This is a genomic window from Mucilaginibacter lutimaris, from assembly GCF_042676625.1.
Lineage (GTDB): Bacteria > Bacteroidota > Bacteroidia > Sphingobacteriales > Sphingobacteriaceae > Mucilaginibacter > Mucilaginibacter lutimaris.
The window spans coordinates 1,756,680-1,770,980 of sequence record NZ_JBHTIA010000003.1; the positions used below are offsets into that span (position 1 = coordinate 1,756,680).

Consider the following 14,301-nt stretch of genomic DNA (forward strand, 5'->3'; position numbering starts at 1 on the left):
AATATGAAACTAAATTTTAATTTATGGGAATCTAAATTATTGTAACGGTCAATTCTGGTATATTCTCACATATACTACAAAACAGATTTCGGAATTTACTGTATATTAAGTTAAATTCGCTTACCAATTGATGGCCGCCCCTGCCATCATCAATCAATTTTAACACTCACACAAAATGAAAAACAAATTAAACTTTGTATTGGCTGCTACAGCGTTAGCCGGATCGGTATTATTTGCCTCCTGTAACAGTAATAGCAAAAAAAACGGTGCGGATACTACCACCGCAACCACAGATACCACAGCTTCGGCAAACGGAGGTTTAACACTTCCATCGGGGTTTACAGCTAATGTACTTGCCGAAAACCTCGGTGGCACGCGCCACATCGCAGTATCGCCACAAGGGGATATTTTTGTAAAACTTGGTAAGCCAAAAGATGGCAAAGGTGTTTTGGTTTTGCATGAAGCTAAGGGCAAGGCCGAAGTTAAAAACGGTTTTGGCGACTACGACGGCACAGGTATCTACATCAAGAACGGTTATTTGTATACATCTTCAAATGAAGATGTTTATCGTTACAAACTGAATGATAAAAATGAAGTGATAGACGGCAGCAAGCCCGAAACTGTTGTTAAAGGCTTGTTAAACCGTAACCAACACGAAGCCAAGGCTATTGTATTAGATGATGCCGGAAACCTTTATGTAAATATAGGTGCGTATTCAAACTCTTGCCAGGTTAAAGACCGGGAGAAAGGTTCATTAGGCCAGCCGGGCTGCCCTATACTTGATTCGGCAGGTGGTATATGGCAGTTTAAAGCCGATAAGCTTAATCAAACTTACAAAGATGGCGTGCGTTATGCTACCGGCCTGCGTAACGTGGTTGGGTTAGACTGGAATAAACAGAACAACCAACTTTTTGTAATGCAGCACGGGCGCGATGGCCTGCATGATCTTTTTCCGGAAATGTATGATACCAAACAACAGGCAGAATTACCTGCCGAATGTATGTACGCGCTAAAAAAAGGCGATAACGCGGGCTGGCCTTATATTTACTACGACCAGCAACAAAACAAAAAAATGTTAGCACCGGAGTATGGTGGCGATGGTAAAAAGGACGGCGACCCTACCGGTAAATACATTACTCCTGCCGCGGCGTACCCGGGGCACCTTGCACCTAACGGTTTATTATTTTACACCGGCGACCAATTCCCGGAGAAATATAAGAACGGTGCCTTTATTGCTTTCCATGGATCGTGGAACCGCGCGCCGGAGCCACAGGCTGGTTACTTTGTAGTTTTCCAGCCCTTTAAAAATGGCAAGCCCGATGGTAAATGGGAAGTATTTGCAGATGGTTTCTCAGGTTCGGCAGAGAACACCGCAAAAGGCAGGGCGGTACGCCGCCCATGTGGTTTAGCCCAGGGCCCCGATGGTTCACTTTACGTAACCGACGATTCTAAAGGAACTGTTTATAAGATAAGCTACAAGAAATAAAATCAAAGAAAGGCCTCCAAATCGGAGGCCTTTCTTGTTAGCCGGCAAGCGTATATTGGTAAACAATACCCTGCCGCATTTTTAATTTAACGCGGCCAATGTTTTGCTCTGTGCTGTCGAGTTGTTCTTTCGTGGTTGCTTCCATATAAGCATGGTGGTAAGCATCCAGCGCTTTAACCCATTCTTTGTTTTTTCGGCATAAAGGCCAAGCAACTCGTAAATAGAGGATGCGCTTACGCCTGGCGTAATTAGTGCCTTGTCAGCAACCGCTTTAACCTGTTTATCCATTTTAAGAAAAACCACCAGGCTTAAGTAATGGAAATAATTATCGCAAAATAATGGGTCTATTTCCATGCAGGTTTTAAAATGGTAACCTGCGGTTTGGTAATCCTTTAAATCATAATAATATATTTTTCCTAACTGAAAATGCGCACGCGCATACAGCGGGTCGTTATTGATCAACTCGTTGAGTAAATTCAGCGCTTTTGGGGTTTCTCCATATGATAGCTCTTCCACAGCCTGTAAATACTTTTCTTCAATAGTATAGTAAGTGTCCATAAAAATTCAAAAATGTTAACCCATGGCAAATGCCTTGTAGGTTTTGTAAATAAAAGTAATTGTTATCCCTGTTTATCAGGTGTGCTATGAGAAGAGTTGGATCCTTGATGCATAACTCTTCTGTAGCGTGCCCATGGGCCGCTTAAAGGTGTTACAGATAGAGTTATTAAATAGCATCGTAGTATTATTTGATGCGAAGATAAGGAAAGGCGGGTTTATTTCAAAATGATACCAGATTGTCATGCTGAACGATAGTGACGCATCTATCCGCCACAATGCTTATCGAAAATGCAGTGCTCAAAAATAGATCCTTCGCTATGGCTCAGGATGACAAAAAGTAAGTAGTTATGCAGCAATAGCCGTATTAACCCTGCCTTTTTCAATTTGATAGTTGTTCATCAGTTCGTTTTCAGAAATGATGACGCTGAAATCTTCGAAACGTACGCCGTCTTCAAAGGCGTAAAGTACGTAACCGCGCTTAGTGCCGTCGTATTGGCCCAGTTCGTAAACCTCATCGTAATTTTTGGCTTTTATTTTTGCGCCGCTCACAAGCTGGTAAGCGTCGAATATGTTTTCGAATGTTGTGTTCTTCATGGTATTAATGGCAATACAATTTCTTTGCCATTTATTTACCCGAACCAATCATACAGGTCGTTTTGCTTTAAATTGTATTTTTCTTCGCCCGCTACGTCCTTTAAAATCTGCCCCTCGCCCATTTGAATGATGCGTGAACCATAGTTTCCGGCGTCTTTTAAATTATGTGTTACTAAAACAGCCGTCAGCTTATATTCTTTGATCAGGTCATCGGCAATGCGTAACACATTCTCTGCCGAACGTGGGTCGAGTGCGGCGGTGGGTTCATCAAGCAGCAGTATCTTGCAGGTATCCATTACGCTCATCAATAAGGTAAGCGCCTGACGCTGTCCGCCGGATAAGGTGCCAATGGGTTGCTCTATTTTATCTTCGAGCCCCATGTTTAGGGTGGCGATTTTATCGCGTACCAAAGCTTTAAACTGGGCGTTTTTGCCTATGGCAAGCCCCTTGCTTTGCGTACGTAAAGCTGCCAAACGAAAGTTATCAATAATGCTCAGGTCGGCAGCGGTACCCAATAGCGGATTTTGAAAGATGCGTGCAATCCATTTACTGCGTTTGTATTCCGGCAGGCGGGTTACGTTGTTATTTTCGATAGTAATTGAACCGGAGTTTGGTATAATATTACCTGCAACCAAATTAAGCAAGGTGGTTTTACCCGAACCGTTAGAGCCAACTATCACCACAAATTCTCCCGCGTTAATCTGCAGGTTTAATTTATCGATAGCCACAACCTGGTTGGGTTTACCGGTATTAAATGTTTTTTTGATGTCGCTTAAATTGATCATGCCGTCCTCCCCGTTAAGCGTGGCAAGCCTACGATGATCAATACAAAAACAGCCGTAATTAACTTGAGCAGGTTGGCGTCTACCCCAATATTTAGGGTAAAGGCCAGCACAAATTGGAAGATAACAGCTCCCGCCATCACTAAACCCAAATTCAACCAAACCGAAGTAATGCGCAGCCAATTGATAATAGTTTCGGCAATAATAACTGATCCTAAACCAACTATAACAATGCCTATCCCCATACTTATATCTGCAAAACCTTGCAACTGTACCATCAGGTAGCCGCTAAGTGCTGTAAGTGCATTTGCAATAGCCAGCCCCGTAATTTTCATACGGTCGGTATTTACGCCAAGCGCACGGATCATGGGCTCGCTGTTGCCTGTGGCGCGCATGGCAATCCCAAAATCTGTTTTAAGCAGGTAACCGATGATCAGCGTTAAAACCATTACAAGAGTCAATAATACAACTAACGAGTTTTGATTGGGATAGTTAATGAAATTAACTACAGAAAATATGGTAGGAACGTTTAACAGCGGCAGGTTAGAGCGCCCAAGTACGGTAAGGTTTACCGAGTAAAGTGCCGTCATAACCAGGATGCCCGCAAGCAGAGCGTTTATTTTTAGTTTGGTATGGATAATTCCAGTGAGCGCGCCTGCTAAAGCCCCCGCTAATAACACCGCTGGCAAAATGATGTAGCCAGGCTGGTTATGTGTAAGCATTGCCCCTGTTACAACACCGCCGAGGGTGTAACTGCCATCAGTGGTAATATCCGGGATGTTAAAGATCTTCATAGAGATGTAGATGCCAAAGGCTATACCCGTAAAGCAAAATCCCTGTAATAAGGCGGTGAGGTAAAAATCCATTATTTTACGGCTTCAAAATCGGCAGGCACACTGATGTTATATTTCTTTGCCACTGCGGCATTATAAACCCGTTTGCGCACCTTCACCATTTCAAGCTTTAAGCCGTCGGTTTTATGCGTTTTTAAATATTGCGCGGCCTGCAAGCCCGATTGATACCCCCATTGGTAAATATCGGCACCAAAGGCGGCTACCGCTCCGCGTTGCACAAGCCCTGCCTCGCTGGTGAAGATGGGCACATTCTTTTGGTCGCAGCTTTTTTGGATGGTCTCAAACGCGGCGAAAACCGTGTTATCCGGGTTGGCAAAAAACGCGTCGATGTTTTTGTTTAGCAGTGCTTGCGTAACCAGTTGCGCATCAGCAGATGAGTTCAGCGGCAGTGCGATGATCTTTACGTTCAGTTTAGCGGCGAGGCCTTGTATGCGCTGCAAAGCATCAGCAGATTGCGGTTCGGACTGATTGTAGATCATCCCTACTGTTAGTTGTCCACTTTTGGGTTTCAACAACTTAGGTATCAAAGCGAAAGATGTGTCAATGTAATTCAACTCTTCCATAGTGCCAAACAGGTTGGCCGGTCCGTTGCCTTTAGCATCGGCAACCTTCATCCTCTCGGGCGTTGGTGATACCATCTGGAAAATGGGGATAGTTTTGGTTTTTTGAATGGCGGCAACTGTAGCTAAAGTGGTGGAAGTTGCCAGCAAATCAACCTTATCTGATACAAAGTAGTTTACAATTTGCGTAAGCGTTGGTATGCTGCCCTGCGCGTTGCGGTACTCTATCTTAACAGTGTGGTTGTCTTCGTTAAATCCATTCTTTTTTAGTGCGTCGATAAAACCGTTCTTGGCTTGTGATATCGTAGCGTCTTCAAAGGCATCCACAAAACCTACAACAGGCACATTGTTTTTTGTTGATGATGAGCAGGATGCGATAATGATAGTTGACACAAGTAAAGGTAAAATCCGCAGAAATTTCATGATACTAAGTTAGATAATCGGCCTAAAAAAGAAAAACATTAAAATGCAACGTTTTGATGGATTAAGCCGTCTTAAAGGCATTATTCGCTTATATTTGTTAACCTGATAAACTTTATGAAACTTAAACTTACCTTATCCGCAATTATAATTTTTTCCGGTGGCAGCCTGTTTGCCCAAAACGCGCCGACCAATCCGTTTGATAAGTTCGCTAATAACCAAAGCGGCCTTATCCAGAAAGCTTATGATAAACGCGATGATGCTGAAGGGCTAAAACTAATGACCGAATTAGTTGTAAAATACCGCGAGTTAAATGCCGACGATAAACGAACCTATAAAGGTTACTTAACAAACAACTGGTATAATGTAAGCTGCCTTTACTCGCTTATCAACAAAAAGGCAGAAGCATTAAGTACGCTGGATAGCGCGGTACATTATGGCTACACCAACTACAGACATTTAATGGAGGATAGTGATTTTGCCAACATTAAAAACGAGCAAAAGTTTAAACAGATAGCCGATAATGTGCGCTCTGTTGGCGATTATAAATACATTTTACAAAAAGCAGAAAAGTTTAACGCAAAAGATACACGTAAAATACCTGTGTTCACTTACCAGCCAGCAAGCAATGCCAACCTTGTCGCCATCCGCAAAAACTTTAAGCTCGATTCTATAGCAGGCAAAGGGGATGAAGCCTCCAAAGCCATTAATATACTTAAATGGGTTCACAATACCGTTAACCACGATGGACAGCATGAGAGCGGCATTACTAAGATCAACGCCAACGAGATAATCAGCAAGGCTACAGCTAAAAAAATAGGTGTATCATGCGGCGAACTGGCAACCACGCTTAACGAATGTTATTTGGCCATGGGTTGGAAATCGCGCAAGGTGTATTGTTTCCCTAAAGACAGCCTTAAGGTTGATTACGATTCCCATGTGATAAACGTGGTTTACCTGCCTACATTGAGCAAATGGGTTTGGATGGATCCTACCAATAACGCATACGTAAAAGATGAGAACAACAAGTTATTAAGCGTTGCCGAAGTACGTGAACGCCTCATTAAAAACCAGCCTTTATTTGTAAATGATGATGCCAACTGGAACAACCGCCAAAAAATAACCAGGGAATTTTACCTTGATAACTACATGGCTAAAAACTTGTACAGAATGTATAGCCCGTTGCGTAACGAGTATGATTACGAAACCCGCGACAAAAATAAAACCATTACCTACGTTAACCTTTTACCGGTTGAGTACTTTAAACAAAGCCCCGATAAAACTGAAGAAAAAAACGATCTAACCAACCTAACCATAGAGCGTTACCGCACCAATAACGCGGATGCTTTTTGGAATGTTGACAAGTAACAGGCGATGTTCATTTTTAAACAATTTAAAGGATAGTGGGGTTAATTGGTTAATTTAGCCCCTGAATGATACCTGTTATTTCGAAATTACCCCAAACCGGAACCACCATATTTACAACCATGTCGGCCTTGGCTGCCGAGCACGGCGCTATAAATCTGTCGCAAGGTTTCCCGGACTATGATTGTTCGCCAAAATTGGTAGAACTTGTACATAAGGCAATGCAAAATGGCCATAACCAATACGCACCCATGGCCGGCGTAATGGCCCTGCGCGAACAAATTGCTATCAAAACCGAAAAGCTTTACGGCGCACAATACAACCCCGAAAGCGAGATAACCATAACTGCCGGCGGCACACAAGCGGTGTTTACAGCTATTAGCGCGGTTATACACCCTAATGATGAGGTTATCATATTTGAGCCGGCTTACGACTGCTATGCCCCTGCCATTAAGCTGATGGGTGGTGTTGTAAAATCATTAGAGCTGGAACCGCCCAATTACCGCATTCCATGGGAAATGGTGAAAAGGCTTATTACAAATAAAACGAGGATGATCATCCTTAATTCGCCGCATAACCCTACAGCCACTATTTTGAGCCGCGAGGATATTGACGAATTAAGCGCGCTGGTTAAAAATCAGGATATATTGATCCTGAGCGATGAAGTTTACGAGCACCTGGTATTTGACGGACAGGAGCACCATAGTATGGCCCGGTACCCCGAGCTGCAGCAACGCAGTTTGATAATAGCATCGTTTGGTAAAACATTCCATGCCACGGGGTGGAAAATGGGTTACTGCCTCGCTCCTGCCTATTTAACGGCCGAGTTCAGGAAAATTCATCAATTTTTAGTATTTAGCGTAAATACGCCGTTACAATATGCCATTGCCGAATATTTAAAGGATGAAAACACCTATCTTAACCTGCCGGGATTTTTTCAGGAAAAGCGCGACTATTTTCGTAAGGGTTTAGAACAAAGCAGGTTTCAGTTACTTCCCTGTGCGGGTTCATACTTTCAGTCGGTTACATATGATGCCATTACAGATGAAAAAGACACCGATTTTGCCATACGCTTAACTAAAGAAATTGGGGTTGCGGCAATTCCTGTTTCGGCGTTTTACAGAAAGGGTACAGACAGGCATGTACTACGATTTTGTTTTGCCAAAAGGCAAGAAACGCTTGATAAAGCCGTTGATAGATTGATCAAGGTTTAACCTTACATTAATATTTACGTATAAATTGCCGCTACCTATAAAGCACTGCATATATGGATAATTTGAAGATCACGGTATACCAGGGATATTTATTTTGGGAAAATACAGATAAGAACCTGCAAAATATTTCGTTGCGATTATCCGGCATACGCGAAAAAACCAACCTTATAATTTTGCCCGAGATGTTTAATACCGGTTTCACTATGAATGCTGAAGCGCTGGGCGAAACAATGAGTGGCAAAACCATGCAATGGATGCAGAAAACCGCGCAGAAATATGAGGCGGTAGTTACAGGTAGCATTATTATTAAAGAAGACGGCAAATTTTACAACCGCCTGCTGTGGGTGCGACCCGATGGCAGCCACGAGCATTATGATAAACGCCACCTTTTTGCGTTAGGTAAAGAGCACACCGTTTATACCCCCGGCACTAAAAAACTTATTGTTGAACTTAACGGCTGGAAGATCTGCCCCGCCATATGCTACGACCTGCGCTTCCCTGTATGGCTGCGTAACGTAAATGAAGATTACGACCTGCTGATGATAGTTGCCAACTGGCCCGAAAAGCGCGCACTGCACTGGCGTACGCTAATCCCCGCCCGGGCAGTTGAGAATCAGGCCTATGTTATTGGCGTAAACCGCGTTGGCCACGATGGTAACGAAGTTTACCATTCGGGAGATTCTACCTGTATAGATCCTAATGGTAACGTAGTGTATTATAAACGCGACGAAGAAGATGTTTACACTTTCTCTATCATTGGCGATGAAGTTAAAAAGGCCCGTCGTGCTTTGCCGTTTTTAAAAGATGCTGATAGGTTTAGTATTGAGGACTAATCGGTCCATCATCGCATACGTGTAACCTGATATTTGACGGCTGTGTTACGATGACGCTTGCGACCGGATTGCGTCTTTATCTATAAGCGACCACACCTCAATAATTTTCTTATCCTTTAGTTTGTAAAACACGTGTTCGGTAAACGAAACTTTTTTGCCGTTTACCCTAATTCCCATAAATTCTTCAACGGGTGTACAATCAAATTTTAACCTGCATCCCACGGTTTCTTCATTAACAACAAGCAAGTCAATATTGAAATAAAGGTCGGGTATATCGCTTATATTTTCCGCCAGCATATCCTTATAACCTTTTAATGTGATAAGCTTTTTGTTATAGGTTAGTTCGTCGTGTACAAATTCGGCAATATCGTCAAGCCTTCTGCTGTTTAAACAATCTATATATTTTAAGTAAACCTCTCTGTTTTCTAAAGCTTTCATAACTATCTACTCTAAAGCTTTAACCACAAAATATTTTATTTGTTGGCACTACACTGCATTCCTGCATCAGGATTATGCCAGCGGTCTCTATCCTACGCGCTCACTTGCAAAGTTTCCCCATTCATTTACACACTATTTTACTATTTTCGATGAGTTAAAACCGTTTTTTACATGAGATTGATCGTTCGTAGTGTTGTAGTTGCATTTATGATGTTTGGCGTGTTTAATGCATCCGCCCAAAAGAAAAAGAAAGACCTCACCCAGTTTGTTGATCCCTTTATAGGCACAGGCGGCCATGGCCATACTTACCCGGGCGCGGTAGCTCCTTTCGGCATGGTTCAGCTAAGTCCCGACACCCGTTTAGAGGGTTGGGATGGTGTTTCTGGCTATCATTATACCGATACTGTTGTTTATGGTTTTTCGCATACCCACCTAAGCGGTACAGGCATTGCAGACCTTTGCGATGTACTGTTTATGCCCACAACCGGCCAGCCTCAATTAAAAAATACCGAATACCGCTCGGGCTTTCAAAAAAGGAATGAAACCGCTTCGCCAGGCTTATACAGCACTTTGCTTGATAAATATAATATTGGGGTTGAATTAACGGCCACCACCCGTGTAGGCATGCATAGGTATGATTACAAGGATGCAAAACAAGGTAACATCATTATTGACCTGCAACACCGCGACGAGGTGCTTGATAGCTGGATAGAGGTTGTTAACGACCACGAGATCCGCGGGTTTCGCCGTTCCAGGTCATGGGCTACCGATCAGCATTTATACTTTTATGCCAAATTTTCAAAACCTTTCAAAAGCTATGGCATAGCGGTAAATGATAATATTCAACAGGGCGCCAAAAAAGCGCAGGGTAAAAATGTAAAGATGTGCATCCAATTTGATGACCCGGGCGTGGTTATTTCCAAGGTGGGTATCTCATCTGTAAGTACCGATGGTGCGTTGAAAAACCTCGACTCTGAAACGCCCGATTTCGACTTTAAAAAGGTAGTAAAAAACACCAAACTCGCCTGGAATGAAGAACTTTCTAAGATCCAGGTAGAGGGTGGCGCCCCTGCCCTTTCGCAGCAACAGGAAGCCAACGCGGTTTATAACCCATACGGATCCAACTCTTCAGCCGCACGTGTAAAAGGTAATAAAAAAATAATTATGCCGGATTATGCCAGGCAAAAGCAAATAATATTTTACTCGGCTTTGTACCATTGCTTTTCGGCACCCAGTATCTATAATGATGTAGACGGGCAGTACCGGGGCCTTGATCAAAAGATCCATACAGCCAACGGCTTTAACTATTATACGGCCTTTTCGCTTTGGGATACCTACCGTGCCGAAAATCCGCTGTTAAATATCATAGACCGTAAACGCACCCTCGATTTTATAAAAACCTTCCTGGCGGTTTATGAGCAGGGTGGCTTGTTACCTATTTGGCCGCTGGCAACTACCGAAACATATTGTATGGTGGGTAACCACTCAATCCCGGTTATTGTAGATGCTTATGCTAAGGGCATTCGTGGGTTTGATGCCGAAGAGGCGTTTAAAGCCATGAAGGCATCCGTTAACCGCAACCAGTTCGGGTTAGATAATTACCGCGCTACAGGGGGGGTAAATGCCGATGTGGAGCACGAGTCGGTTGCCAAGACATTAGATTATGCTATTGACGACTGGTGTATAGCCCAAATGGCCAAAATGCTTAACAAGCCTGATGATTATGCAGAGTACATCAAGCGCGCCCAGTACTGGAAAAATGTGCACAACAACCAAAACGGCTTTATGCAGGCACGCGATAACGGTGGCTGGTATACGCCTTTTGAACCAACCGAGATCAACAACAACTACACAGAAGGTAACGCATGGCAATACAGCTTCCTTGTACCACAGGATGTAGAAGGATTGGCGAAAAGCCTGGGTGGCAAACAAGCGTTAGAAAACAAGCTCGACGAGTTATTTAGTACCACAGCTAAATTGAGCGGCCGCCGGCAGGATGATGTAACCGGGCTGATAGGCCAATACGCCCATGGTAACGAACCAAGCCATCATATAGCTTACCTGTACAACTTCACCAATTCGCCCGATAAAACACAATATTATGTAGATAAAATATTACGAGAACAGTATAGTGCCAAGCCCGACGGGCTATCGGGCAATGAAGATTGCGGACAGATGTCCGCATGGTATATCATGAGCTCGCTTGGTTTATATAACATTGCGCCGGGGCAACAGCAATACCAGATAACCGCGCCGCAGTTTGCCAAAATAGTGATCAATCTTGAGAATGGTAAAAAGTTTACGATCAGTAACCCGGGTGCTACCGTTGGCCGTGGTAATTTTTATATACAGGGTATGAGCCTCGACAGGAAACCCTATAATAAGATTTTCCTAAACTACGAAGATGTAGCTAACGGCGGGGATTTTGAGGTATTCACCGGCTCATTGGCCAATAAATTATTTATGCAGGAACTGGAGAAACCTACATCAAAAATTACCGATAAATTAATTGTCCCTAACCCCTACATAACGTCCGGCACTAAAACATTTAAAAATTCAATTACGATAGAGATAGGTTGCGCTGATAAATTGGCCAAAATATATTATACGCTTGATGGTAGTACACCCACCGCATCGTCAACGCAATATAATAAACCGGTAAATATTGTAGTAAACACAACGGTTAAGGCAATAGCTATACGCGACGGCAAAAGTAGCTTTGTTGATGTTGCCAACTTTACTAAAATACGTGGTGATATTAAACTTACGCTTATTAATAAATACCTGCCAAACTACTCGGCACAGGGTGATGAAACGCTGGTGAACGGCATACACGGTACAGCAAACTGGCGCCTTGGCAACTGGCAGGGATACCAGGGTAATGACCTGGAAGCTGTAATAGACTTAGGACAGGTAAAGCCCGTTAAACAAGTGAGTATCGGAACCTTGCAGGATACCCGTTCGTGGATAGTTTTCCCTTCAAAAGTGGAGTACTGGTTATCTGACGATGGTAAAAATTACAAACTGGCGTCTACCATAAATAGCAAGATAGAAGTAAAAGCACTGGAACCACAAACGCAGGAATATACCGCCTCCATAAATAAAAAAACAAGATATATTAAAGTTATAGCCAGGCAGTTTGGCGCTTTACCCGAGTGGCACGAAAGTAAAGGCGGCCCAACTTACATCTTTGCTGATGAAATAACAGTAGAGTAATTTTTTCCAAATATTTTTTTTTAGATTTATACATCCTAAATCAATACATTATGCAAAATATACTACCTGTCTTAATATTTACCTGCTGTATAATTCTTATTATATACACAGTAGCAGACATTCTTAACAACCGGGCTTTTTCGCACAGGGTTAAAACTAATTTATTGGGTTTTATATTTTTGGTTCCTTTTGTGGGTTCGTTAATTTACCTGTATTTAAAAAAGTGGTTAGTATCAAAATACAACACGCATAACCGGTTGCCAAATTATAATTTCAAATAGCATGTTAGATTGTCTTTGTAACAATATAACGGTTATGTAGTCTGACATAGAGGCGCTTTAAACATAACCTTAGCTAAATATGAACTGGAAATTTTTATCACGCAAAAATAAAGACGGAAATAAACCTAAAAAAAGCGTGGCACGCGAATGGCTTGACGCGATATTATTCGCGCTGGTAGCATCTACCATTATACGTGGCTTATTATTTTCGGCCTATGCTATCCCCTCCGCATCTATGGAGGGCAGCCTGTTGACCGGCGATTATTTATTTGTGAGTAAAATGGCTTATGGCGCGCGGATGCCTATTACACCTATCTCCATTCCGTTCCTGGAGTCGACAGTTACCGGTGCAAAGATCAAAACTTATTGGGATGGTTGGCAATTGCCATATTTCCGCCTGCCGGGGTTGGGTGAAGTTAAAAAAGGAGATCCTGTTGTATTTAATTATCCCGTAGAAGGCCCCGACCGTCCTGTTGACATGCGTACACATTTTATTAAACGTTGTGTTGGTACCCCCGGTGATATTATAGAAATTAAAGATGCCCAGGTTTACGCAAACGGCAATATGGTTGCAAACGCGCCTAAATCTCAAAAATCTTATATGGTCACCACCACCGGTACCGACCTTAACCCCGAAATGATCCAAAATCTTAAAATTGATGTGCGGTACCAATATGCGCCTAACAGTTATGAGATGATCATCCCCCCGGCGAGTTTAAACGAATTTAAAGGATATTCCAATATTGTATCGGTAAAGGAAGTTATTGAACCCAAAGGTGAGTATAGCCCGCAGATATTCCCCCATAACGACAAATTTAAATGGAACGAAGATAATTTTGGCCCTTTGCTTATCCCAAAACGTGGTACAGTGATCGCCCTAAACGATTCTACCATGGCTTTATATGGCCGTGCTATTGAGGTTTATGAACATAATAAAGTTATCCATAATGGCGGCGCTGTTATGATCAACGGCAAAAAGGCTGATACCTATACTTTTAAAATGAACTACTACTGGATGATGGGCGATAACCGCCACAATTCAGAAGATTCCCGTTTTTGGGGCTTTGTTCCTGAAGACCACATAGTAGGTAAGGCCATGATAACCTGGATGAGTATTGACAGTACTCAAAACGCGCTTAACCAGATACGCTGGAACAGGATATTAAGGCCGATACACTAATTGGCAATACTGCACGGTACCGAACGCTGAATGTAATAAAACCGACCGCAAAAGCTTATTTGAATTGATATATCTATCAGTATATTAACCACTTGTAATAATGGCATTTGCTTTGAGGCAATATAAGCCTATAGCAATTGTTATGAGCAAAGACAATAAGTTTATCATCAGGCGCACCCTGTCGCAAGAGCGCTTTGAAGTACTTTGGAAAAAACGCAGGAATGGCCATGCAACACTGCGCGACCTTACAGAAATGGACGAGATCATCAACCGCGACGCGGGTGTGCGCCAGTTTGTGCTGGAAGAAATGGAAAGCGAAAATAATCCTTACAAGGATACAGATCTGCATGATCTAACGAAGCAGCCGGTGCAGGCCCGCCAGGGTCTCATTGAAAAAGTAAAGTCGTTTTTAAACAAGCTGTTCCATGCTTTTACCTCCGACCGTTTAGTGCCGACAGCTAATTATGATTTATAGTATAGTTGTAACTTTTTCATTTCATTCCCTCTCAACGCATTAAAA

The 14,301-nt window shown here is 42.8% G+C and carries 13 protein-coding genes; 7 read left to right on the forward strand and 6 right to left on the reverse strand.

The annotated features are described in order from the left end of the window. The first annotated feature begins 175 nt into the window (after positions 1 to 175). Positions 176 to 1,486, forward strand: a complete 1,311-nt coding sequence (locus ACFQZI_RS08825; RefSeq protein ID WP_377141282.1) for a PQQ-dependent sugar dehydrogenase — start codon at positions 176 to 178, stop codon at positions 1,484 to 1,486. Between the two features lie 81 nt (positions 1,487 to 1,567). Here ACFQZI_RS08825 and ACFQZI_RS08830 read toward each other — a convergent pair whose 3' ends face one another. From ACFQZI_RS08830 to ACFQZI_RS08850, 5 genes are all read right to left on the reverse strand, one after another. Continuing rightward, positions 1,568 to 2,044 carry a hypothetical protein gene (locus tag ACFQZI_RS08830; protein WP_377141284.1) on the reverse strand — a complete coding sequence of 159 codons (477 nt, stop codon included), beginning with the start codon at positions 2,042 to 2,044 and terminating at the stop codon, positions 1,568 to 1,570. 345 nt (positions 2,045 to 2,389) lie between these two features. Next, entirely contained in the window at positions 2,390 to 2,638 is a 249-nt protein-coding gene (locus tag ACFQZI_RS08835) for a hypothetical protein (protein WP_377141287.1), read from the reverse strand. A 35-nt stretch (positions 2,639 to 2,673) separates the two neighbouring features. After that, positions 2,674 to 3,423 carry an ABC transporter ATP-binding protein gene (locus ACFQZI_RS08840; protein WP_377141290.1) on the reverse strand — a complete coding sequence of 250 codons (750 nt, stop codon included), beginning with the start codon at positions 3,421 to 3,423 and terminating at the stop codon, positions 2,674 to 2,676. Further along, complete coding sequence (locus ACFQZI_RS08845) at positions 3,420 to 4,286, reverse strand: ABC transporter permease (protein WP_377141293.1); 867 nt, start codon at positions 4,284 to 4,286, stop codon at positions 3,420 to 3,422. The genes ACFQZI_RS08840 and ACFQZI_RS08845 overlap by 4 nt, the downstream gene beginning before the upstream one ends. Then, positions 4,286 to 5,257, reverse strand: coding sequence for an ABC transporter substrate-binding protein (locus tag ACFQZI_RS08850; protein WP_377141295.1), 972 nt, complete (start codon positions 5,255 to 5,257; stop codon positions 4,286 to 4,288). The genes ACFQZI_RS08845 and ACFQZI_RS08850 overlap by 1 nt, the downstream gene beginning before the upstream one ends. 114 nt (positions 5,258 to 5,371) lie before the next feature. On the opposite strand from ACFQZI_RS08850, the gene ACFQZI_RS08855 reads away from it, so the two are divergent. From ACFQZI_RS08855 to ACFQZI_RS08865, 3 genes are all read left to right on the forward strand, one after another. Continuing rightward, positions 5,372 to 6,622, forward strand: a complete 1,251-nt coding sequence (locus ACFQZI_RS08855; RefSeq protein ID WP_377141297.1) for a TPR end-of-group domain-containing protein — start codon at positions 5,372 to 5,374, stop codon at positions 6,620 to 6,622. Between the two features lie 65 nt (positions 6,623 to 6,687). After that, positions 6,688 to 7,833, forward strand: a complete 1,146-nt coding sequence (locus ACFQZI_RS08860; RefSeq protein WP_377141299.1) for a methionine aminotransferase — start codon at positions 6,688 to 6,690, stop codon at positions 7,831 to 7,833. A 53-nt stretch (positions 7,834 to 7,886) separates the two neighbouring features. Next, entirely contained in the window at positions 7,887 to 8,666 is a 780-nt protein-coding gene (locus ACFQZI_RS08865; RefSeq protein ID WP_377141302.1) for an amidohydrolase, read from the forward strand. A gap of 45 nt (positions 8,667 to 8,711) precedes the next feature. Here ACFQZI_RS08865 and ACFQZI_RS08870 read toward each other — a convergent pair whose 3' ends face one another. Continuing rightward, entirely contained in the window at positions 8,712 to 9,104 is a 393-nt protein-coding gene (locus ACFQZI_RS08870) for an ester cyclase (protein WP_377141305.1), read from the reverse strand. Positions 9,105 to 9,275: 171 nt separating this feature from the next. Between ACFQZI_RS08870 and ACFQZI_RS08875 the strand changes: the two genes are divergently transcribed. The 3 genes from ACFQZI_RS08875 (at position 9,276) to ACFQZI_RS08885 (ending at position 14,256) form a co-directional block, all read left to right on the forward strand. Continuing rightward, positions 9,276 to 12,320, forward strand: coding sequence for a GH92 family glycosyl hydrolase (locus tag ACFQZI_RS08875; RefSeq protein ID WP_377141308.1), 3,045 nt, complete (start codon positions 9,276 to 9,278; stop codon positions 12,318 to 12,320). A 360-nt stretch (positions 12,321 to 12,680) separates the two neighbouring features. Then, entirely contained in the window at positions 12,681 to 13,781 is a 1,101-nt protein-coding gene (lepB, locus tag ACFQZI_RS08880; protein WP_377141311.1) for a signal peptidase I, read from the forward strand. Positions 13,782 to 13,923: 142 nt separating this feature from the next. After that, on the forward strand, positions 13,924 to 14,256 hold the full coding sequence (locus ACFQZI_RS08885) for a hypothetical protein (protein ID WP_377141314.1): 333 nt from the start codon (positions 13,924 to 13,926) through the stop codon (positions 14,254 to 14,256). Positions 14,257 to 14,301 lie beyond the last annotated feature (45 nt).